The sequence below is a fragment of the Cellulomonas sp. ATA003 genome, from assembly GCF_031582905.1.
Classification (GTDB): Bacteria; Actinomycetota; Actinomycetes; order Actinomycetales; family Cellulomonadaceae; genus Pengzhenrongella.
In genome coordinates this window covers 1,533,371-1,556,325 of record NZ_CP133990.1, presented here as the reverse complement: position 1 = coordinate 1,556,325, position 22,955 = coordinate 1,533,371, and the positions used below count along the sequence as shown (strand labels likewise).

General features: G+C 71.1%; 15 protein-coding genes and 2 pseudogenes. 1 reads left to right on the top strand and 16 read right to left on the bottom strand.

Annotated features, from left to right (window positions below; translation table 11 throughout):
- Positions 1-13 precede the first annotated feature (13 nt).
- The 15 genes and pseudogenes from REH70_RS07610 to REH70_RS07535 all read right to left on the bottom strand — a co-directional run bounded on the left by REH70_RS07610 (position 14) and on the right by REH70_RS07535 (position 20,790).
- Complete coding sequence (locus REH70_RS07610; protein ID WP_310753528.1) at positions 14-490, bottom strand: DUF305 domain-containing protein; 477 nt, start codon at positions 488-490, stop codon at positions 14-16.
- Between the two features lie 265 nt (positions 491-755).
- Positions 756-1,157: a four-helix bundle copper-binding protein gene (locus tag REH70_RS07605; RefSeq protein ID WP_310753526.1), complete on the bottom strand. Its 402-nt coding sequence runs from the start codon at positions 1,155-1,157 to the stop codon at positions 756-758.
- Between the two features lie 216 nt (positions 1,158-1,373).
- A complete protein-coding gene (locus tag REH70_RS07600) occupies positions 1,374-3,653 on the bottom strand; it encodes a heavy metal translocating P-type ATPase (RefSeq protein ID WP_310754190.1) in 2,280 nt (759 codons plus the stop codon).
- 222 nt (positions 3,654-3,875) lie between these two features.
- A complete protein-coding gene (locus tag REH70_RS07595; protein WP_310753525.1) occupies positions 3,876-4,100 on the bottom strand; it encodes a cation transporter in 225 nt (74 codons plus the stop codon).
- A 177-nt stretch (positions 4,101-4,277) separates the two neighbouring features.
- Complete coding sequence (locus tag REH70_RS07590; RefSeq protein ID WP_310753524.1) at positions 4,278-4,550, bottom strand: hypothetical protein; 273 nt, start codon at positions 4,548-4,550, stop codon at positions 4,278-4,280.
- Between the two features lie 173 nt (positions 4,551-4,723).
- Positions 4,724-6,118: an apolipoprotein N-acyltransferase gene (gene lnt, locus REH70_RS07585; RefSeq protein ID WP_310753523.1), complete on the bottom strand. Its 1,395-nt coding sequence runs from the start codon at positions 6,116-6,118 to the stop codon at positions 4,724-4,726.
- Between the two features lie 213 nt (positions 6,119-6,331).
- Entirely contained in the window at positions 6,332-7,381 is a 1,050-nt protein-coding gene (locus REH70_RS07580) for a hypothetical protein (protein ID WP_310753522.1), read from the bottom strand.
- A gap of 191 nt (positions 7,382-7,572) precedes the next feature.
- Positions 7,573-9,867 (bottom strand): annotated as a pseudogene (gene nhaA, locus REH70_RS07570) (Na+/H+ antiporter NhaA); the annotation flags it as partial.
- A pseudogene (locus tag REH70_RS07565) lies at positions 9,851-12,382 on the bottom strand (HAD-IA family hydrolase); the annotation flags it as partial. The pseudogenes nhaA and REH70_RS07565, both read right to left, overlap by 17 nt.
- 327 nt (positions 12,383-12,709) lie before the next feature.
- Positions 12,710-13,597 (bottom strand): DMT family transporter, encoded by an 888-nt coding sequence (locus tag REH70_RS07560; RefSeq protein WP_310753520.1) that lies wholly within the window; start codon positions 13,595-13,597, stop codon positions 12,710-12,712.
- 86 nt (positions 13,598-13,683) lie between these two features.
- Positions 13,684-16,152, bottom strand: a complete 2,469-nt coding sequence (locus REH70_RS07555) for a heavy metal translocating P-type ATPase (protein WP_310753518.1) — start codon at positions 16,150-16,152, stop codon at positions 13,684-13,686.
- Positions 16,153-16,233: 81 nt separating this feature from the next.
- Positions 16,234-17,292 carry a type II glyceraldehyde-3-phosphate dehydrogenase gene (locus REH70_RS07550; protein WP_310753517.1) on the bottom strand — a complete coding sequence of 353 codons (1,059 nt, stop codon included), beginning with the start codon at positions 17,290-17,292 and terminating at the stop codon, positions 16,234-16,236.
- A gap of 25 nt (positions 17,293-17,317) precedes the next feature.
- Positions 17,318-17,617 (bottom strand): metal-sensitive transcriptional regulator, encoded by a 300-nt coding sequence (locus tag REH70_RS07545; RefSeq protein WP_310753515.1) that lies wholly within the window; start codon positions 17,615-17,617, stop codon positions 17,318-17,320.
- Between the two features lie 60 nt (positions 17,618-17,677).
- Positions 17,678-20,458, bottom strand: coding sequence for a heavy metal translocating P-type ATPase (locus REH70_RS07540; protein WP_310753514.1), 2,781 nt, complete (start codon positions 20,456-20,458; stop codon positions 17,678-17,680).
- Entirely contained in the window at positions 20,455-20,790 is a 336-nt protein-coding gene (locus REH70_RS07535; protein ID WP_310753511.1) for a heavy metal-associated domain-containing protein, read from the bottom strand. Before REH70_RS07535 ends, REH70_RS07540 begins: the two co-directional genes overlap by 4 nt.
- 369 nt (positions 20,791-21,159) lie before the next feature.
- On the opposite strand from REH70_RS07535, the gene REH70_RS07530 reads away from it, so the two are divergent.
- Positions 21,160-21,951, top strand: a complete 792-nt coding sequence (locus tag REH70_RS07530) for a prolipoprotein diacylglyceryl transferase family protein (protein ID WP_310753509.1) — start codon at positions 21,160-21,162, stop codon at positions 21,949-21,951.
- 199 nt (positions 21,952-22,150) lie between these two features.
- Here REH70_RS07530 and REH70_RS07525 read toward each other — a convergent pair whose 3' ends face one another.
- Entirely contained in the window at positions 22,151-22,954 is an 804-nt protein-coding gene (locus REH70_RS07525) for a C40 family peptidase (protein WP_310753507.1), read from the bottom strand.
- Between the last annotated feature and the right edge of the window lies 1 nt (position 22,955).

The window sequence follows — 22,955 nt, the reverse complement described above, 5'->3', positions numbered from 1 at the left end:
CATGGCCACGCAGCTATGCCGTGTGCGCCGGGCGACCGCCAGGGCGGTCGTACCACTGCTCGAGCCACGTCTGCAGCTGGGCGATCTCGCGGGCCTGCTCAGTCCGGATGTTTTCGCACAGCGCGAGCAGGTCAGGGTGCTCCGCGCGGTCGAGGCAGACCCTGGCTTCCCTGAGCGCGGCCCAGTGGTGCCGGACCATCGACCGCATGAACGCGATCTCGTACTCGGCGCCGTACAGAGACTCGAGCCGGTGCATCGCACGCATGTCGCCCCGGCTCATCTGCGGTTCGTAGCTGATGCCGTACCACTCGTCGAGCCAGCCCTGCATCAGGTCGACCTGCGCAGACTGAGACTCGATGATCGACTCGCACATGTCGCGCAGCTCGGTGTGGGTGGCCTTCGCCACGCACGTCTCGGCCATCATCACCGCCATGGTGTGGTGATCGATCATGTCCTGCAGAAAGTCGACCTCGAACCGTGCTGTCTGCACGGTCGACGCGGGTGCGTCGGTGACGAGAGGGCGGCGGCCGCGCTGGCTCCGGTCAGGAGCGAGCCTGTCGCGAGCACCGCAGCCGCGACGACCGCCAGGGGACGACGCACGTGCTGAGCCTGTTCGTGGTTCATGATCCCTCCAGTGGTGCCTCTGGGTTGGCCTGAGAGCGAGGGAGGGGCCTTCATACGGCGGGCGTCGGCGCGCTCTAGCCCGGTAGGACCAGGGCGTCCTCGCTCACAAGTGCCGACCGCCCAGCGAAGGGTCAGCCGATAGCGGCCAGCAGCTCGGAGCAGGCCGCCTCGCACGCTCGGCACGCCTCGGCGCAGATGCGGCAGTGCTCGTGCATCCCTGCGTGCGCCTCACACTCGTCACCGCAGGACTTGCATGCCGTGACACATGCCTGCACCACCGCGCGGGTGATGTTCGCGTCATACCCGGTGTGCCGGGACAGCACGTTGGCGGCGGCAACGCAGATGTCGGCACAGTCCAGGTCGGTGCGGATGCACTTGCGCAGGTCCGCCACCATCTCCTCGCTCAGGCACGCGTCGGCGCAGGCGGTACACGCCTGGGCACACTGCAACAGGGCGTCGACAGCTTGTGCCAGCAGCTGCCGGTCGAGCTTGATCTCGGCCGGGTAGCTCTCCATCATCGCGGCGGTATGCATGCGTACCTCCAGGGCCTCACTGGTTGACGGACGACGCCTCAGCGGTGTCGGCTCGCGCCGTCCCCTGACATGAATGACCGTACCCGGGCACCGTATCGACGCCACTCGGAGGCGGTGGCTCTCGCCGGACTATGGCGACGCATCAGAGCGCACGGACCACCAGGCGCCCTCTACGAATGGCAAGGGTCCCTGAGCTTCCGAAACCGGTCACGCCCCTCAGGACAAGCTGGACACGCGCACCTTTGGCTCTGTCCGTGACCGCAGCCCCTCCCCGGCGGTCGTCGGGCTGACGGAGATGGCGCGGAACCTGCGAAGACGCAGGCTGTTCGTCACCACGAACACCGAGGAGAACGCCATCGCCGCGCCCGCGATCAAGGGGTTGAGCAGCCCGGCCACCGCGAGCGGGATCGCCGCGACGTTGTAGGCAAAGGCCCAGAAAAGGTTGCCCTTGATCGTCGAGAGTGTCCGTCGGGAGAGCCGCACAGCATCGACGGCAGTGCGCAGGTCGCCACGCACCAGCGTGAGGTCGCTCGCCTCGATCGCCACATCGGTGCCGGTGCCCATCGCGATGCCCAGGTCGGACTGGGCCAGCGCGGCCGCGTCGTTCACGCCGTCGCCCACCATCGCCACCACCCGGCCGGCGGCCTGCAGGTCGCGCACGACGCGCACCTTGTCTTCCGGCAGGACCTCGGCGATCACCTCGCTGACCCCGACCTGCCCGGCGATGGCGTGCGCTGCACGGGCGTTGTCTCCGGTGAGCAGCACGGGCCGCAGCCCGAGCTGTCGCAGCTCGGCCACGGCCTGCGCCGAGGTGGGCTTCAGGGTGTCGGCGACCACGAGCAAACCTCGGACGGTCCCGTCCCAGCCGACGGCGACCGCGGTCTGCCCGGCGGACTCCGCCTCGTCGAGCGCGGCGGCAAGGACGTCGTCAAGGCGCTGGGCCCATTGCTCGGCCATCCAAGTGACGCGTCCAGCCGCGACCGCGTGCCCCTCCACCACGCCTGCGACGCCCAGTCCCTGGGTGCTCGCGAACGATTCAACGACGGGCAGCTGCCCCACCCGTTCGCGAGCGCCCATGGCGATCGCGGTGGCGATCGGGTGCTCGGAGGCATCCTCGAGCGCGCCGGCCAGTCGGAGCACCTGCTCGGGGTTCACCCCGTCCGCGGGCACGACGTCGACCAGTCGCATCTGCCCCGTGGTGACCGTGCCGGTCTTGTCCAGGACGATCGTGTCCACGGTGCGTGTCGACTCCAGCACCTGGGGACCCTTGATCAGGATCCCGAGCTGGGCTCCCTTGCCCGTGCCCACCATGAGGGCCGTCGGGGTGGCCAGTCCGAGCGCGCACGGGCACGCGATGATCAGCACGGCCACCGCCGCAGTGAAGGCCATCTCGGCTCCCGCCCCAGCGCCGAGCCAGAACCCGAGTGTTCCCACCGCGAGCGTGATGACGACCGGAATGAACACAGCCGAGACCCGGTCCGCCAGTCGCTGCACCGGCGACTTCCCGGTCTGGGCCTCCTCGACCAGCCGCGCCATCTGGGCGAGCTGAGTGTCCGCCCCGACCCGGGTGGCACGAATCAGCAGCCGGCCGCCGGCGTTGACCGTCGCCCCGACGACGAGGTCACCCGGACCCACCTCGACGGGCACGGGTTCGCCGGTGAGCATCGACGCGTCGATAGCGGAGGCGCCGTCGACGACGACGCCATCGGTGGCGACCTTCTCGCCCGGGCGGACCACGAACTGGTCGCCAACCGCGAGCTCGTCGACCGGGACGCGGACCTCTGCACCGTCCCGGATCACCGCGACGTCCTTGGCCCCCATCTCCAGGAGCGCGCGCAGGGCCGCGCCCGACTGCTTCTTGGCCCGGGCCTCGAGATAGCGGCCGAGGAGGATGAACACGGTGACCGCAGCGGCGACCTCGAGGTAGATCTCATGCGCACCCCCGCCGCGCTCAGGAACCAGGTCGAACGCCATCCGCATCCCGGGCGTGCCGGCGGCTCCGAAGAACAGCGCGTACAGCGACCAGACGAAGGCGGCCAGCACACCCACACTGATCAGCGTGTCCATCGTCGCGGCCGCGTGCTTGGCGTTGACCCACGCGGCGCGGTGGAACGGCCAGGCACCCCAGACGACCACGGGTGCCGCCAGCGTCAGAGAGAGCCACTGCCAGTTGTCGAACTGAAGGGGTTCGATCATCGACAGCGCGACGACCGGTGCGGCGAGCACCGCCGAGATGAGCAGGCGTCGCCGGAGCGATGCCGCCGGGTCAGCCTCCACCGGCTCCTGTGCTGGCGCGGTGGATGCTCCTGCCACGCGGGTCTGCCGCACCGTGGCCGTGTACCCGGTCGCCTCGACCGTCGCGATCGCGTCGTCCGCACTGACCCCGACCGGCAGCGCCACCGTGGCGCGTTCGGTGGCGTAGTTGACAGTCGCCTCAACCCCAGGCATCCGGTTGAGCTTCTTCTCGATCCGCGCAGCGCACGACGAACATGTCATGCCGCCGATCTCGAGCTCGATGGGTTGGGTCACCGGACGTCTCCGTTCGAGGTCGTTGTCGCGTGGGGAATCATCCGTGGTCGGCCGGCATCGTCCCCGGTTCGACGACCCCACTGTCCTGCGGCGAGCCGTCGACCGGGCCGACCAACGCCCCTATCCCGAGCCCGGCCACGAGCGCCAGAGAGAGGACGAACGCGAACCCACCGAGCCTGCCCGCATCACTCACGCAGTCGCCTCGGTGAGCTCGTACCCCGCCTCGTCCACGGCGGCGCGGACCTGGTCGGTGGTCAGCTCGACGTCGCTGCTGACGGTCACCTTGGACCGGCCGCCTGCCACAAGGTCGACCTCAACGTTCTGCACGCCGGGAAGCTTGCCGACCTCTTCGGTCACGGAGGACACGCAGTGCCCGCAGGTCATGCCGGCGACGTTGTAGGTGGTGGTGGTCATGGCGACGCTCCTCGCTCGATCGGACAGGACTCCGTCGAAGTCCACCGTCTTTATACCCCCTACGGGTACCCCTTGCAAACCCGGGAGGGTATCGTCGGCGGCGCGCGTCCGGCTGTTCAGGCCGTGCGACCTCAGCAGCACACCCGTGGTCGGCTCAGTGGCGCCGACGCCGCATCCTCAGCGCTCCCGGTGTCGGCGCAGGAATGCCAACAACTCATGGCCCTCCTCGGTCGGCACCGTCCCGGCGCCGCCGCAGTCGTCGCACCGCCGTTCACGGGCCTCGGTCGGCCTCTCCTGCTCGTGCCGCTGCAACAACTGGTTCACCAGCGTGCGGAGCACCGGTTCTCGATCGGCGTCCGATACCAGCGCGACAAGGCGGGTGCTCTCGGCGTACCAGCGTTCCCACGCCTCACTGGCCAGCGTGCCCGTGCCGTCGCAGCCGGAGCACACCTGTTCCAGGCGCGCGGCGAGGGTCCCCCGCCCGCCAACCAGTCGTCGTGCGGTCCGGGGTCACCCGCTCCCCGCTCGTCACGGGCGAGCGCCATCGGTCCGGCGGCCGGCCCTCGAGCGTGCGCTGCGCCGCCGTGCTCGGGCGGACGCGAGCGCCGCAGCCGCGAGCACCGTCATGGCGGCGACTTGCACCACGGCTGCCGGCCAGCCACCGAGCCGGTCGGCCGGCGTGAGGGTGGTTCGCAGGGGAGCTCTTGCACCATGCCGGCGCTGGTGAACAGTTCCGTGCCCTGCCAGATCTCGCCCGAAGGGCTGATGATCCCGCTGACCCCGACGGTGGAAACCTGTACCACCGCCCGGCCATGCTCGACGGCGCGGAACCGGGACATGGCCAGCTGTTGTGTCGACTCCTGGGTCAGGCCGAACGAGGCGTTGTTCGTGGGGATGACGATCAGCTCACCCCCGGCACGGACCGACTCACGGATGAGGTCGTCGTACGCGACCTCGAAGCAGATCGCGGCGGCGACGGGGACCACCCGGCCGAGTCGGGCGACGTCGACCGGCAGCAGTCCCATCTCCGTGCCGGCTCCCATGTCCGTGGTCACGAGGTCAACGGCGGAGGTGAATCGGCGGAACACGTCGCGGTAGGGGATGTACTCGCCGAACGGGACGGGATGCTGCTTGGTGTAGCTGACGTCGCTGCCCCGGCCCGGCTGCCAGAGGATGTAGTCGTTGTACCGGATGTCCGGGAGGAACCGCTGCGTGCCCAGCAGGATGGGCGCCCCGACCGCCCGCGCTGCGCCGTCGACGGCCTCACCGGCGCGGGCGTCGCTGCGCGGATCGATGTCCGAGGCGCTCTCCGGCCACAGCACCAGGTCGAGCTCTCCCGGCGCCACGTCATCGAGCAGTCGCCGCGTGCCGGCGACATGGTTGGCCAGCACGGCGCGGGCCTGCGACATCGCCTCGGCCCCCCGGGTGGGGACATCGCCCTGCACTACCCCGACCCGCATGCTGCCGACCTCCGCCTGACCGTCGAGGTCGATCACCACGGGCGCAAGGAGCGGGACGGCGGCCAGCCCCAGCAGCACCGTGGCGCGGCGGCCCTGACGCCAGCGCAGGCGGTCCATCGCGAGCGCCATCAGTGCACCCACGACGACAACCGTGCCGCTGACCAAGGTCGTGCCCCCGACGGAGGCGAGCGGGAGCAACGGTCCCTCGGTCTGCGAGAAGGCCAACAGACCCCACGGGAAGCCGCCGAAGGGCCACTGACCGCGCACCTGCTCGACCGCGACCCAGAGCACCGCGCACACGAGCACTTGGAGCCAGGCCCGGTCCTGGACCGCCGGGATGTGGCGCGCCCAGACCCACGCCACACCGAAGATCGCGACGGCGCTCGCCTGCAGCAGAGACAACGCGATCCAACCGATCGGCTGGCCCACCGCCTCGTTCGCCCACCACAGGTGCGGCAGGTAGAACCCGAGCCCGAAAGCCGACCCAGCCAGCAGGGCCCGGCGCGCGGAGCCCGAGCGCAGCGCCAGCAGCAGGAGTGCGACCCCGACGAAGGCCATCGGCCACCACGATTTGGACGGGAACGCGGTCTCCGTCGCCAGCCCCCGAGCGCGGCCAGCAACAGGCTCCAGCCGGGACCGGTCAGCCGATCAGCGGCCGACCCCGCGGGCGTCTTTGGGTCCGCCGGGATGGCCACCGGCGCGTTGCGGCGGGGCGAGGACGAGACGCTCAGGGAGTTCATCGCACGTTCGAGGTTGCGGTCGCCATGGCGCTCACGCCGGGGTCATGGTCTTGCCGACCCGCTCGCGTCCCGCGCCGTCTGGTGGGCGCAGTCCCGACAGGACTCGAGAGGTGTCCTCCCGGCTGCCGAGCACGAGGAGCGCGAGAAGGACGCCGTAGACCGGAAGATGCCCGAGGAGCTCGGTCCCGCCGAAGAGCGCGAGGGTTGCGGTGAACGGAACGGCAGCGACGAGCGCGACGACCTGCGGCAGGGCGCTTGATATGACCAGGAGCCCGAATAGGAGCTCCACGGACCCGGCGAACACAGCGAAGGCGTCGGCGTTGACCCCGAAGGGGGTCAGGAGGTTCAGGACCGGCACCTGGTCGAGCATCGCGCGGGCCATGTCGGGGTTCGCGAGCTTTTCCACCACGGCCAGGGAGATCAGGGTGATCCCGGCCCCGAGCTTGAGGGCGAGCGTCGCCCGGCGCAGCGCTGCCAGATCGATCTGCGTTCGGCCCCCGTCCTTCAGCCGTGGCGGCAGGACCAGGAGGAACCCGGCGATGCCCACGAGCACGGCGAGGGTGGCCAGCACCTGCGGACCGTGCAGCACGACCGCGACCGGCCCCGAGAGGATGACGGCGACGGCGGCCATGCGCACGAGTACCCCGGCGATGAGCAGAGCGCCGACCACGGCCTGGGGCAGGAGAAGGAGCGTGCCGCCCAGGCCGTCCGGCACATGGATACCCGGGTCGAGAACGGCGCGATCGAACGCCAGAACCAGCAGGCTGATACCGAGGTGCGCGGCGAGGAGCCGAGGCACCCACGGGACCAGCGCGCCGAGCCGACGGGCCGGCTTGATCGCCCCGAGCTCAGGGACCGGCAGGCGCGCTGCCACCGCGCGCCACACCAAGGCGGCCACGACGACCAGGATCACGCCGACCAGGACAGCGGGCCGCAGGAGCGCGCCGAAGTCGAGCGGGTACGCGTCCGGGTCGGTCACGAACCACTCCTGGTGGGCGGCGGCCGGACCGGCTGTCCAGGTCAGGGTCAGCGCCGTCACGAGGCCCATGGCACCCGCTCGGACGCGCAGATTAACGGTCACGTGCACTCCCGGCGGAAGGTCGAAGATGAAGCCTCGTGAAGACCGGCTTGAACTATAGCCAGCGCCAGACCCGGCCCCGTGCGCGGTTCCGACCGCAGGTCCGGGCACGCATCGGCCCGCTTGCGCGCCGTCGCGGCGGGTGCTGCGCGGAGATCCGGGCCGTTGACGGGACACAGACGCGGCAGTTCTCACACCGGCTCCGAGATGTGGGTGGTGCCGGCGGGCGAGAACATGTGCCGCTCGCGGCGCGCATGGCGGATCGACGCCGCGAGCGCCTCGTGGTCCTGGGAGCCGGCGTACCGACGGCCGTTGATGAAGAACGTAGGTGTGCCGGCGGCGCCGCTGTCGTCGGCGCTGGCGACGTCGCGTTCGACGCGCAGGGCGTGTCGTCGTGCTTCCAGGTCGGCGACGAACCGGCGGGTGTCGAGCCCGAGCGTGGTGGCGTAGCCGGCGAGGTCGGGTGGGGTCAGGGCGTCCTGGTGGTCGAGGAGGGTGGCGTACATGTTCCAGAACTTCCCCTGCCGCGCGGCCGCCTCGGCGGCCTCGGCTGCGAGCTGGGCGTGGGGGTGGATCTCGGTGATGGGCAGGTGGCGGAAGACCACGGCGAGCTCGGCCGCGAAGGTTTCCCGCAGGCGGTCGACGACGGTGCTCGCCGCGGCGCAGTGGTGACACTCGAGGTCCCCGTACCACACCAGGGTGACGGGGGCGTCGGACGGGCCCAGCAGGTGGTCGAGATCGGCGTCGACCGGTTCGGCGAGGTCGCTCAGCGGCGGGGCGAGACGCCCGGAACCCGCCGAGCGCAGCCGGTGGGGCAGGTGCGCGACGATCCGGAAGGTGACCCAGGCGAGGGCGGTGGCGAGCCCGGAGGCGGCGAGGATGCCGGCCTTGGCGTCCTGCAGGTCGGCCCCGGTGAAGGAGATGTCGGCGATGAGCAGGGAGACGGTGAAGCCGATGCCGGCCACGCTCGAGGCCCCCACCAGCGCCGGCCACGGCAGCGGTAGGGGAAGGCCCCGGCCCACCGGCGGGTGACCAGCCAGCTGGTGGCGGTGATGCCCACCAGCTTGCCGACCACGAGCCCGACCACGATCCCGATCGTGATTGGGGAGGTGGCGGCCCGAGCGAGGGTGTCCGCGGCCAGGGGGATGCCGGCGTTGGCCAGGGCGAAGAGCGGGACGACGAGGTAGCTGGCCCACGGGTGGAAGAGGTGCTGGTACCGCTCGTTCGGGGAGACCGCGCGGACCATGGCGCGGCCTGCCTGACGGGCGAGAGGCGGCGAGGGGTCCATGCGGAACCGGTGCCATACCGTGCCGGCACGACGCAGCCCGGCCCGGGCAGGCGGGTAGGCGGTGAAGACGACGCCGAGCATCACCCCGGCCACGGTGGCCTCCACCCCGGAGGCCACGGTCGCCGCCCATACCGCAGCCCCGGCCAGGAGGTAGGGCGCGCCGTGGCGGACCTTCAGGGCCTTGAGGACCAGGACGACCCCGAAGAGCGCCAGGGCCACCAGGAGCCAGGGCACCGACAGGTCGCTCGTGTAGGCCACGCCGATGACGGTCAGCGCGACGACGTCGTCGATGATCACCACGGTGAGCAGGAAGCTGCGCACCGGTGGGGAGGCGCCGCGCACGAGGGTCAGGACGCCGAGGGCGAAGGCCGTGTCGGTGCCCATGACGATGCCCCACCCGCGAGCCGAGGGCTCGCCGGCGTTGAGGGCGAGGTAGAGCACGATCGGGACGATCATCCCGCCCAGCGCCGCGAGGACCACGGGGGCCACCCGCCGCCGCTCCCGCAGCTCCCCCATGTCGAGCTCGCGCCGCACCTCCAGGCCGGCGACGAAGAAGAAGATGGCCATCAGGCCCTCGTTGACCCACTCCCGGTTCTGCAGCGTCAGGTCGATCGCGCCGACATGGATGCCCGTCTCGGCCGTCCACAGCGCCTCGTAGGTACCGGCCCACGGCGAGTTCGCCCAGACCAGGGCAGTAGCGGTGGCGACGAGGAGTGCGAGAGCACCCGTGTTCTCCGTGGCCGCGAACCGGCGTACCCCGCCCAGCCGGGGCTGGCGCCGGGGAGTCTGGGGTGCGGTCACGGCGTCACCCCCGAGGTGGTGGGCCGGCTGCCCGGGCTGGTCCGCCTCCTCGTGATGCCACGCGTCGGCCTCGCGGCGGAAGCGCCGGCTCGTGCCCGCGGCCAGCGCGGCCTCGTGCCCGCCGACCCGGAGGCGGACGCGCGGGTTGGCCGCGCACGGCTCGGCAGTGATGACCAGGGTGTTGTCGTCGATCGCGACGAGGAGTCGTTGGCCGCGGTGCTGGAGGCCGAACCCCAACGAGTGCAGCCCCGTAGGCAGAGAGGGTCGAGGACGATGGCGTGGCCCTCGGCGCGCAGGCCGGCGAATGCCCGGGTGACGATGTCCAGGGTGCCGGCCATGGCGCCGAGGTGGATGCCCTCCTTCGTGGTGCCGCCCTGGGTGTCGTCCAGGTCCGCGGCAAGGGCGTCCCGGAAGGTGGCCCACCCGCGATCGGGGTCCATGCGGGCCAGGACGGAGGCGTGCACGACCCGGCTGAGGGTGGACCCGTGTGCGGTGCGGGCCAGGTAGTAGTCCACGGTCCGCCCGAACGCCTGACGGGTGGTGGGGTAGCCGAGCCGGTCGAGCATGCCGAGCAGGTCGTCCGGCCCGAGGAGGTAGGCGAGCATGAGGACGTCGGCCTGCTTGGCCAGCTTGTACCGGTTGGTCGTGTCCCCCTCCGCCTCCAGGATGAGATCCAGGCGGCCGATGTTGCCGTAGGTGCGCCGGTAGCGGTCCCAGTCCAGCTCGGCCAGGTCCTCGTAGCCGGCGAACTGCGCGATGACGCCGTCGGGCAGGAAGGGCACGGCCAGTCGCCGGCTGAGGTGCTCCCACTCGGCCGGCTCCTCCGGGCCGATGTCCAGTCTCGCGTGGACGTCATCGCACTCGTGCCCGGCCACCTCGCGGAGGACGCCCAGGGCTTGTCGGCACACCCACGCGGTCATGATGTTGGTGTAGGCGTTGTCGGTCAGGCCCCGACCGGGGGCGTCGGGGTCGCCGTCGTGGTACTCGTCCGGGCCCATCACGCCGCTGACGTGGAAGCGGTCCGTCGCGGCGTCATAGGTGGCCAGGGCGGTGAAGACGCGGGCGACCTCGATGATGAGGTCGGCACCGCGCTCGGCGAGCCACGTGACGTCGCCGGTCGCCTGGTAGTACTGCCAGGCGTTGACCGCGACGGCGAGGCCGACATGGCGCTGCCGGTCGGAGTTGTCCGGCATCCACCGGCCGGAGCGGGTGTTGAACAGCGCCTCGGGGGTCTCCTCGCGGCCGTCGCTGCCGGACTGCCAGGGGTACATCGCTCCCGTCAGGCCGGCCTCGGCGGCGGCTCGGCGGGCGGCGTCCAGGCGCCGCCAGCGGTACTCCAGCAGGCCGTGGCTGACCCGAGGCAGGTGGGCGGAGAGCACCGGCAGGACGAACAGCTCGTCCCAGAACACGTGTCCGCGGTAACCCTCCCCGTGCAACCCTCGGGCCGGCACACCCGCGTCCAGCTCGGCGGTGTGGCTCGACAGGGACTCCAGCAGGTGGAAGACGTGCAGGTTGATCACGGTGCGTGTCTGGGTATCGGCCTGGAGATCGATCCCGAAACGTGCCCACAAGCGCTCCCACGCTGCCGCGTGCGGCCGGAGGAGGTCGTCGAAGCGTGGCGGTGCGGCATCCAACGCGCTCAGGGCCGCCAACCGGGGAGAGGCGATGGCCCTGTCCCGAGAGGTGAAGATCGTCACCGTCTTGTCGATGGTCACGGGTTCACCGTCCCGCACCGGCAGCTCGAGGACGTGGGAGTGCAGGTTCCCGTCGTGCTCGAGGGCTGCGTCCGGTGCGACTCCGTCGACGGTGGTCAGCGCAGCGACGGCGATGCGGATCTGGCTCTGCGTGGTCTCGACCTCCACCACCAGGGTGCCCGGCCCGGTCTCCTCGGCGCCTGTGGTGCGCAGGTGGCGGTTGGCGAGGGCGGCGTACTCGGGGACGTTGGCGTTGACCACCCCGGCATCGATCCCCGACCGCACCTGCACCCGGCCGTCCCACCCTTCGGCGACCACGGTGGTCTGAAGGCCTGCCAGGTGTGGTCGAGCCATCGAGACCAGGCGCCGTTGGGTCAGGCGCAACCGGCGCCCGGCATGGTCGGTGAGCACGGCGGTGCGAGTCAGGACTGCCCGGCGCAGGTCGAGCTCGCGGCGCTCGCGGGAGGTGGTCAGGCCGCCCGCGGACCACCACCGGCCTCCCTCCGTGCGCACGTCGAGGGGCAACCAGTTGGGCGCGTTGACCAGGTGCTCGTCCTCCATCTGCCGGCCGTGGACCGACGAGACGAGCCGGTTGTAGACCCCGGCCAGATACGTGCCGGGGTAGTGCACGCCGTCCGCGGCGCGCTCGGGGGCGGCACCGCGGGTGCCGAGATAGCCGTTTCCCAGGGTGGTGAGCGCCTCCCGGTGGCCCTCGTGGGCGGGGTCGAACCCCTCGTAGACGAGCGTCCAGGGGTCCGCGCGCAGCGCCCCGAGGTCGAGCTGGCCGACGTCCTCGACCACCACGTGGGCGCCGGCCGCCTCCAGGGCTGCGCGCTGCCCCGCCCGCGCCACACCGACCACCAGGCCGAATCCGCCGCGCTGGGCCGCCTCGACACCGGCGACGGCGTCCTCCACCACCCCGACCCGTGCGGGGTCCACTCCCAGCTCAGCCGCCGCCGTGATGAACATGGCGGGGTCTGGTTTGCCCGCCAGGCCGAGCTCGACAGCACGCGCGCCGTCCACGACCACGTCGAAGAGCCCGGTCAGGCCCGCGGCCGCCAGCAGCGCGCCCGCGTTGCTGCTGGCCGTGACCAGAGCCACCGGGACCCCACCGGCCCGCAGCCGCTCGAGCAGGTCGACCGTGCCGGGGAAGGCGGGGGCACCACGCTCGGCGAGCAGGTCGAGGTAGATCTCGTTCTTCCGCGCGGCCAACCCGTGCACCGTCCAGGCCCCCGGGGGTCCTGCGGTGTCCCCGCGACAACGTCGATGCCGCGGGCAGCGAGGAAGGCGTCCGCACCGTCCTCGCGGGAGCGTCCGTCGACGTAGCGGCGGTAGTCCGCCACGGCGTCGAACGGGGCGTGGGCGCCGGTTCCGCCCGCCCGAGGATCGGCGAGCACCGTCTCGAAGAGCCGCCGCCACGCCTCAGCATGCAGCGCGGCGGTGTCCGTCACCACCCCGTCCAGGTCGAAGATCACCGCCTCCTGGGAGGCACCGCCCCGGTCGGGGCAGGCGCCGCGGTGGACGGTCTGGGCTGCGTCCTCGGATGTGTCACGGCGCTCCTTCGGTCGGTGAGTCGCTGTCGACAGCGCCGTCGGCCACGGGGGCGGGCGCCCGGCGGGGTAACCGCAGGGCGATCCACATGGCCACGAGCACCGCGGTCATGCCTGCAGCGGTCCACCCCGCCGGGCGCTCCCCCAGGACGACGGCGGCCAGGGTGATCCCGAAGACGGGGGTCAGGAACGTCCAGGTGGTCAAGGTGTCGAGCCGGCTGCGGCGGGCCTCGACGAACCAGGCCACGGTCGTCGCCGCGGTGCCCACCAGGGCCAGGAACGCCAGCGAGAAGACGAAGCGCGGCGTCCACGCGATCACCGGGGCGCCCTCGACAGCAGCGGCCAGCACCACCAGCCCCGCCCCGCCGATCAGCAGATGCCACGCGGTGGCCACGACGATGTCGAGCCCGCCCAGGCGCCGGGACAGCAGCGTGCCCCCCGTGACGGCGGCCGCCGCCAGCAACGACAGCGCCGCCCCGCTGCCGCCGCCACCCGGCACCGCGACGAGGACCAGCCCGGCGAAGCCGACGACCAGGGCGGCCACCGTCCGCATGGAGAGCCTCTCGCCGTACAGCCACCAGGCCGGCAGAAGGATCAGCAACGGCTGGGCGTTGGCCAGCACGGCGGCCGTGCCGGTGGCGAGCCCCGCGACGCCGCCGAACATCGCCGCGAACGCGACCGTGACGTTGACCAGGCCCAGGACCGTGATCAGCGCCCACCCACGCCCGCTGCTCGGAGCCGGCCGGTGCTGAACGCCGGCCAACGCCAGCAGCGCCGCGCCGGCCACCAGCGCCCGCAGGGCGGCGTACCACAGCAGCGGCGCATCACGCAGGCCCCACTCGATCGCCAGGAAGCACGCACCCCATGCCGCGGTGATCCACAGCATCCGCAACGGCTTCGGTCGGCGTTCCCCGGTTACGGCCGTGGCCGGGGAACCCGTTGCGGTCGTCGCCCGCATGGTCACGGACCTTCTCAGCGGACGCCGACGGGGGCCGGAGCCGGTTCCGGCTCGCTCTCCCGGACCCCGTGCGGAGCGGCCGGGGCCTGCTGTGCGGGCAGCCGGAGCCGCTTGAGCAGCAGGGCATTGACGGTGACGATCACCGTCGAACCAGACATCGTCAGAGCCGCGATCTCCGGACGGAGCATCAGCCCGAAGGCGGGGTAGAAGACCCCCGCAGCGATGGGCAGTGCGATGGCGTTGTACCCGATCGCCCAGGCCAGGTTCTGGCGCTCCTTACGGAACGTGCCTCTGCCGATGCGCAGTGCGACGGACACGTCCAACGGGTCGGAGCGCATCAGGACGATGTCCGCGGTCTCGATCGCCACGTCCGTCCCAGCGCCGATCGCGATGCCGATATCGGCCTTGGCCAGTGCCGGGGCATCGTTGACGCCGTCCCCGACCATCGCCACCGTCTTCCCAGCGCGCTGCAGCTCGGAGACCTTGTCCGCCTTGTCGCCGGGCAGGACCTCCGCGATGACGGTGTCGATGCCCAGCTGCTCCGCGATGCGCAGGGCGGTGGCCTCGTTGTCGCCCGTGAGCATGACCACCTCGATCCCGGACTCGTGCAGGGCCGCCACGGCCGCGGCGGCCGTGTCCCGGGCGGCGTCGGCGAGCGCGATGACGCCCACGGCACGTCCGTCCACCGCGGCGAGCACCGCGGTGCGCCCGGACGCGGCCAGCTCGTCCCGGCGCGCGGCCAGGTCGCCGAGCTCGACGTTCTCGCTGGCCATCAGCCGGCGGTTGCCCACCAGCACACGACGTCCGTCGACGGTCGCGGTCGCGCCGTGCCCGGGGACGTTCAGGAACTCGCTCGCGCTCAGCGCGGGCAGACCCCGTTCGGCCGCGTAGGTGTCGATGGCGCGGGCCAGGGGGTGCTCGGACTCGCGTTCGACGGCAGCGACCAGGGCCAGCATCTCCTCCTCGCTCATGCCGGCCGTGATGACGTCGGTGACCTCCGGCTCGCCCTTGGTCAGGGTGCCGGTCTTGTCCATCACCACCGTGTCGATCTTCGCCGTGCCCTCCAGGGCGGTCGCGTTCTTGAACAGCACCCCCCGCTGCGCACCGAGCCCGGTGCCGACCATGATCGCCATCGGGGTGGCCAGGCCCAGGGCATCGGGGCAGGTGACGACCACCACGGTGATCGCGAACAGCATCGCCAGAGGCACACCCGCGCCGGCGAGCATCCACACGGCGAAGGTCACGGTGCCACCGATCAGGGCGACGAACACCAGCCAGAACGCGGCCCGGTCGGCCAGGCGCTGCCCGGGGGCTTTGGAATTCTGGGCCTCCTGGACCATCTTGACGATCTGCGCCAGCGCGGTGTCCGCGCCGACCTTCGTGGCCCGGGCCCGCAAAGTGCCGGTGGTGTTGATCGAGGCGCCGATCACCTCCGCACCGGGCGCCTTCTCCACCGGCATGGACTCTCCGGTGACCATCGACTCGTCGACCTCGGACTCCCCCTCCTCCACGACCGCGTCGGTGGGGATCTTCGACCCGGGCCGTATGAGCAGCAGATCACCGACGACGACCTCCGAGGTGGGTACCTCCACGGGTTGGCCGTCACGCAGCACGACCGCCTGGGCGGGGGCTAGCTGCAGGAGCGTGCGCACCGCGTCGTTCGCGCCGCCTCGGGCTCGCATCTCCTGCCAGTGCCCCAGCAGCACGAAGGTGGTCAGCACGACGACCGCCTCGTAGAAGACCTCACCACCGCCGGTGAGGGTGACCACGAGGCTGTAGAGCCAACCGGCTCCCACGGCGACCGCCACCAGGACCATCATGTCCAGCGTCTTGGCCCGCAGCGCCCGGTAGGCGCCGTCGAAGAAGATCCACGCCGAGTAGAACACCACGGGCAGCGACAGGATCAGCGTGAAGACGTCGTCGCGCAGCCCGAACGCCAGCGGCGGGTCCAGCCCCAGGACATCGCGCCCGAGCGGGGACCAGATCGTGATGGGGATCGCCAGGATCAAGGCCACCAGGAACCGGTTGCGCATGTCCCGGGCCATGTCCTCCATCGACCCGCCATGACCGCCGTGGCCCATCGCCGCCTGCGCGGAGTGGTCCGTCTCCTCCTCACCACCGTGGCCCGCATTCCCGGCGTGCGCGGCGTGCCCGGCGTGCGCGGCGTGCCCGGCGTGCGCGTCGTGCCCGGCGTGCGCGTCGTGGCCCTCGGCGGCGCCGGTCGCAGCCGACTCGGTCATCGGGTGGCACATGTGGTCGGGCACCGACTGCCCGGCGCAGTGGTAGCCGCACTCGTTGACCCAGCCGACGAGCTCGGCCAAGGATGTCTTTCCCGCGTCGTAGGTGACCGTCGCGGTCTGCGAGACGGCGCTGGCCTCGACGGCGAGCACGCCTGGACGGTCCAGCAGGGTCTTCTCGATCACCGGTTCGGAGGTGGCCCAGTGCAGGCCACCGACCTCCAAGACCGTGGTCTGGTTCTTCATGATCGCCACTTCCTTCCCGGCCGGTGGCCGACAGGTGGTGCTCCGACGGGCTCGGCCGGATGCCGACCCGTTCGTCGAGCCTCAGACCCGCAACGCCCCGACCGGGTCCGGGAGGAACTCGCGGCGCATACCCAGGACCTCATCCGTCATCGCGATGGAGGTCGCGCCGTCGGTCACCGTCCCGGCCAGCGCCCGGATGGCGTCGACGGTCTCGGGCACGACGATCGCCTCGTTGTAGACCTGGTAGGTCAGGAAGGCCTCATCCCCCTCGACGGTCAGGACGTCCTCCCACACTCCGACCTCCCACATGTCCCCGCGGGGCCGGCCCAGGTCGCGCATGAGCTCGACGGTGGTGTTCAGCGCCGTCAGGCCATCGGCCATGCGGATGAACGCGATCCGCGGCGCTGCACGCAGGGCGTCCAGGACCTCCTCGCGGCTGGACGGCCGGGTCAGCTGCAGCGTCCAGTAGTGGTTGTGGGTCTGCGTGTGCGCGGCCTTGGCCGCCATGGTCACCACGTCCAGGTCCGGCAGGACCGTGCGAGCATCCGGGCCCTGGTGGGACGGGATGGAGGCTTCGGGCACCACGGTGTTCATGATCCCGCCCTGGTGGGACTCGCCCGGGTCCGTGGCCCGCCGGATCAGGACACCGCGGGCGCGGGCAAGCAGGCCCACGTCCTGCAGGGCCCCGAGCACGCGGACGATGCTGGTGGTGTTGCACGAGACCACCCGCGTGGTGTCCCGGCCCAGCGCGGTGGCGTAGTTGGCCTGGGCGACGAAGGAGTGTCCGGTGGTGGCGTGGGACTCCCCGCCCTGGAAGACGGCCTTGACCCCGGCGGCCTCATACACCTCGAGGTTGCGCGCGGCGACCTTCTTCGGGGTGGTGTCCACCACCACGTCCACCCGGTCGAGCAGGTCCTCCAACGTGCCCGCCACGGGCACCCCGCCCGTCCGCATCGCGGTGCCCGCGTCCGGGGTGGCGGCGAAAACCTCGATGCCCAGTCCCACCGCGGTACGGATCCGCCAGTCGGTGGCGACGTCCGCCACTCCGACCAGGTCCATGTCCGGCATGGCGCGGACCGCGTCCGCCACCCGCTTGCCGATCACTCCGTAGCCGTTGACAGCTACTCGTATGTTGTGCACCGCTCTTCCTCTCTCGGTTGACTGCTCAGCTGCGGACGAGACGTGCGATGGCGTCCGAAGCCTCCTTGATCTTGCTGTCCTGCACCGTGCCGCCGGTGCGTGCCGCATCGGCGAGACAGTGGTGCATGTGGTCGTCCAGCAGGGTGAGGCCGACGCCCTGCAGGGCGCGTGTGGCCGCGGCGACCTGGGTAAGGATGTCGATGCAGTACGCGTCCTGCTCGACCATCCTCGCGAGGCCGCGCACTTGGCCCTCGATCCGCCGCAGCCGGTTCGTCAGGTCACGGCTGGTGTCACGCTCGACGACGGCCGGCTCCCATCCCTCCACGTCTCTCACCCTCCTGGCTGTCGGTGCGCTTGCCGGGGCGATGCCCCGGCAAGCGCAGGTTCAGGCGTTGGCGGCGGCGTACTTGGCCGGGTCGCTCTTGAAGCTGGCCTCGCAGTGGGTGGAGCAGAAGTAGTACGTCGTGCCGTCGTGCTCCGCACTCGCGGCGGCGGATGCGGGATCGATGCTCATCCCGCACACGGGATCGGTGACCTTCGCGAACATGGTTTCCTCCAGGGGTAGTGGTGCTTCTTCTTGGTCGCGCCCGACCTCCACCACCGGGTGGGTGGTGGGAGCACGGACGACGTCGGGGATGGCGCGCGGCGTGAAGCGGCGCAGTCGGTTCGCGTTGGCCACCACGGACAGCGAGGACAGGGCCATGGCGGCCGCCGCGATCATCGGGCTCAGGGTGATGCCGAGGGCGGGGTAGAGCACCCCGGCGGCGATCGGGATACCGATGCCGTTGTAGATGAAGGCGAACACCAGGTTCTCCTTGATGTTGCGCATCGTGGCGCGGGACAGGTCGATCGCCGTCACCAGGCCGACCAGCGACCCGGAGATCAAGGTGATGTCCGAGGACTCGATGGCCACGTCGGTGCCGGTGCCGATCGCAGAGCCGACGTCCGCCTGGGCCAGCGCCGGGGCGTCGTTGATGCCGTCCCCCACCATGCCGACGACCTTGCCCCCTGCCTGGAGCCGCCTGATCTCCGCGGCCTTGTGCCTGGGCATGACCTCCGCCACCACACGACTGATGCCGACCTGCCGCGCGATGGCGGCCGCGGTGTCGCGGTTGTCACCGGTCATCATGACGACCTCGATGCCGCGGGCCTGCAGGGCGGCGACCGCAGCGACTGAGCTCTCCTTCAGGGTGTCCGCCACGCCCACCACGCCGGCAGGGCGGCCGTCCACGGCGACCAGCATGGGAGTCTTTCCGTCAGTCGCGAGGAGCTCGAGATCAGCGGTCAGCGGGGTCGGATCGATCCCGGCGCCCGCCAGCAGACGCCTGTTGCCCACGAGGACCTCCCGGCCTCCGACAAGCGCGCGGACGCCCTGCCCGGTGATGGAGTCGAATGCCGTGGCCCCGGCCACCTCGAGACCGCGCTCCTGGGCGCCGATCACGATCGCGGTCGCGAGCGGGTGCTCGGACAGCGCCTCCACCGCGGCCACCAGTCGAAGCAGTTCGTCGGGGGTGAACCCGGTGGCCGGCAGGACGTCGGTCAGCGCCGGGGCGCCCTTGGTGATGGTGCCGGTCTTGTCCAGCACGACAGTGTCGAGCTTGTGCGCTGTCTCCAGCGCCTCCGCGGAGCGAATCAGGATGCCGTGCGTGGCGCCCTTGCCTGTGCCGACCGTGATCGACATCGGTGTCGCGAGCCCGAGCGCGCACGGGCAGGCGATGATCAGCACGGAGACCGCTGCGACCAGGGCGAAGATGAACGCGGGTGGTGGGCCCACCAGCGCCCACACGACCAGGGTCCAGATCGCAATCGCGATCACCGCCGGGACGAAGTAGCTCGAGACCTTGTCGACCAGGCGCTGGATCGGGGCCTTCGAACCTTGAGCCTCGCGCACGAGCTTGATGATCTGCGCCAGCATCGTCTCCGCGCCGACCTTGGTCGCGGTGTACCGGAACGCCCCGGTCTGGTTGATGGTGGCGCCGATGACCGTGTCTCCGACCTGCTTCGTCACCGGGATCGGTTCCCCGGTCACCATCGACTCGTCCACCGCGGACGAGCCCACGGTGACCTCGCCGTCCACGGGGAGCTTCTCCCCGGGGCGGACGAGAACCGTGTCGCCTGTCACGACGTCGTCGATCGGGATCTCCATCTCTTCGCCCCCGCGCACGACCCGCGCGGTGCGGGGCTGGAGCCCGATCAGGGTGCGGATCGCCTCACCCGTCCCGGCCTTCGCCTTCGTCTCGAGCAACCGGCCCAACAGGATGAGGGTGATGATGACCCCGACCGCCTCGTAGTACACCGCCTGGACGTTGTCCGGCAGCGCCCCCGGGGCGAGCGTCACGAGCAGGCTGTAACCGAAGGCCGCGATGGTGCCCAGCGTGATCAGAGAGTTCATGTCAGCCGTGCGGTGGGACAGCGCCAACCACCCGGTTCGGTGGATCGGCCAGCCTGTGTAGAACATCACGGGGGTGATCAGGGCCAGCTGGAACCAGTGGTTCATCAACAGCTCGGGCATCCACGCGGCACCGAAGAACTCCACGAGCATGACCGCGAAGAGCACCGGTGCGGTGAGCACTGACCCGACAGTCACCCGCCGCTTCAGGTCCGCGATCTCCGCGTCGCGCTCCCGTCGCTCCTGGTCGCCGGGGTCGGAGGCGAGCGCAGGCTCGGAGGGAGCAGCCAGAACCGTGCCGGACCTGTCGGGCCCGTTGTGCCCGGGGACCGGACCTGCCCCGCCAGCGGCTGGGGAAACGGTCGCAACAGGGCTGGGTCCCGGGGACTGGGCGGTCGTTGCCCGCTCGAGAACCTGCACCCTGCCCCGGACCATGTTCATGCCGCACGCGAACTCGAAGACGCCGGCCGCCTGCGGAGTGAACTCCACGATCGTCGTCTCCCACGCCGGCAGCACTTGGTTGACCTTGAAGTCCGGCATGACCACGCGGGACGTGCAGTCGCCGGCCTCCTGACGGTCGAACTCCATCCGCACCGGCACACCACGGGCCACTTCGACCACGTCCGGGCTGTACCCGCCCTGAACCTTGACCCGGACGACCTGGACCCCTTCGTCCATCTCAGCCTGGTGCGCCCTCTTGGGGCCGAAGAAGAACCAGGCGAGAAATCCAGTCAGCACGAGAGCGCCGAGGATCGTGAGAATTTCGGGAGCTGTCATGACCGAACGCCTCCAATGAGGAAGTAGCCGCTGTGAATCTCGTCCTCGCCCCGCACCGCAAGGGCGTGCGCAGCCAGAAGATGGCGCGACCCCACGTGCCGTGCCACCGGCTTGCCACGTGGCTCAAGAAGGAAGCCGGCCTGCTGCACGGCCCACCGAACACGGTCCGCCACCACCTCGGCGTCGCCGATGACAGCCACGATGGTGGATCCGCCGACCACAAGATCAGCGGCGGCCCCGGTGACCTCCGGCAGGGAGCGCAGCTGATCCAGCAGTTCCCCGAGGCACCTGCCGCAGGTCAATCCCTCGACCGAGAACCTCGTGGCCACCATCGTCTCGCTCCTCCCATGTACAGCGCGGTTACCCCTGGGGGGTATTCTCACCGTAGCCCTGTCGGACCGCCGCGCGAGCCAGTGGCGATGAAGATTCGGTGAATCCGGGTTCGACGGACGCGAACGGACGGCCTGCCGTAGTAGGTGCTTGACGGCGTCGACACGAGAATCCGGCGAGCGGACTCCGGTCTCTTCGCGACAGCGTCGGAGTGCCCTGGTGCCTCGCCCAGTCTGGGGCCCCAGCGGAACCGGCCATCTTCACCGAAGGTTGATCGAATCCCTCGGTGTTCTTCGCCGTAGCTGCGGAACAGTGGCGGCGCGGGACCGTGCGACCACAGGGCGCCGCCGCCACACAGGGACGGAGTCCTCATGCGACCGGTGCTGTTCTCGATCTTCGGAGTCGACGTGCAGACGTACGGGGTCAGCAAGGCGCTCGCGGCGTTGCTGGGCGCGTACCTGCTGGGACGAGCTTTCGAACGGGTCGGGCTGCGGCGGGAGTCCGCGCACTCCCTTGTCCTGTGGGCCACCGTGTGGGGGTTCGTCGGCGCGAAGATCTACTACCTGCTGGAGCAGGGCGGGAACCTGACCATGCACGACTTCGGCGGCATGGGCTTCACCTGGTACGGGGGCTTGATCGGCGGCGTCGTCGCCGGTCTGGTGGTGATCCGGCGGCACAAGCTGCCCCTGGGCGTGGTCGCCGGCGCGACCGCCGTTCCACTCACGCTCGCCTACGGCGTGGGCCGGCTCGGTTGCCTCCTGTCCGGCGACGGCACCTACGGGAGGCCCTCTTCGCTGCCCTGGGCGATGGCCTTCCCCAACGGAGTGGTTGCGACCGACGTCCCGGTCCATCCGACCCCGCTGTACGAGGCGTTGGCAGCACTCGCCATCGCCGCCATCCTTTGGCGGTTGGGCCGACGGCTGATGGGACCCGCGCTCTTCGGCTGGTACCTCGTGCTCAGCGGTCTGGTGCGCCTGGTCGTCGAGGTGCTGCGCATCAACGATCCCGTGCTGCTGGGGCTTACCCAGCCGCAGCTCTGGTCGATCCTGTCAGTTGCCGCCGGTACCGCCATCATCCTCCGGGCAAGCACGCGGTTCGCAGCCCGGGCCCACATCACGTCGACGAGCCCACGCCCGTCGCCCGAGCGGGTCCCGCTCGGATGATGCGCTGCCGGCGCTCCTGACCCGCGCGTCCGCGAGCGTCGCTCGGAGCCGTTCCCTGAGCGCCAGCCGTTCCCTGATCCCCAACGTCGCCGTGGGCGCGTCGGCTGCGGAGAGGCACTGGCGCGTCCACCTCGCCCGACCGTGACGGGAACGTGGCGGGGTCGCGCACACCCTCCGTGTGCGCGACCCTGCCACGAGTTTAGGTGACCCGGATGAAGGTGGGGTTGGACTGCCAGATCTCGCGGATCTGGATGGTCTTCCCGGGGGTCGGGGCGTCCACCTGCATGTTGCCGCCGGCGTAGATGGAGATGTGGCCGGGTGACCAGATCAGGTCGCCGGGCTGGGCGTCCGCGCGGGAGACCACGGTCCCGGCGTTGCGCTGCGCTGACGAGGTGCGGGGCAACGTGATGCCGACTTGCGCGTACACGTACGAGGTGAAGCCTGAGCAGTCGAACCCGTTGGGCGTGGTGCCTCCCCACAGGTACGGCACGCCGACGTACCGCGAGGCGATCTCCACGATGGCGTTGCCGTTCGCGCTCGCCGGAGCCGGCGCACCGCGGGTCTCGGCCTCCTCCGCAGGAGCCGCCTCGGCCGGGACCGCGGCCCGCGCCTGGCTGCGCGATGCCGCCGGCGCTGCGCGAACGGGGGCGGGCGGCGGCGGTGGCGGTGGCGGGTCGGCGATCACCGTCACCGCAGGGACGTCGAAGGTCCAGGTGGCGTCCGCGGCCACGGTGACCGCGGGGGCTGTGTCGAGCACCGCCCGTGCCGAGGCGGTGAGGGCGGACGTGTCCACAGCCGGCAGCGCGGCGGAGCCGTCGGTGGACTGCGCCGCCGACGCAGGCGCCGCCAGCATCGAGACGACCAGGCCGGACGAGGCGGCGGCGACCGCGGAGCGGCGGCCGACGACGGCGAGGCTTCCGGTGGCCGTCGCGGCCAGGTCGTTCAGAGGCGTCGTGGGCCTGCCGGCCGCGCGGTGGCGGGCGGCGATCGAGCTTTCGGGCATG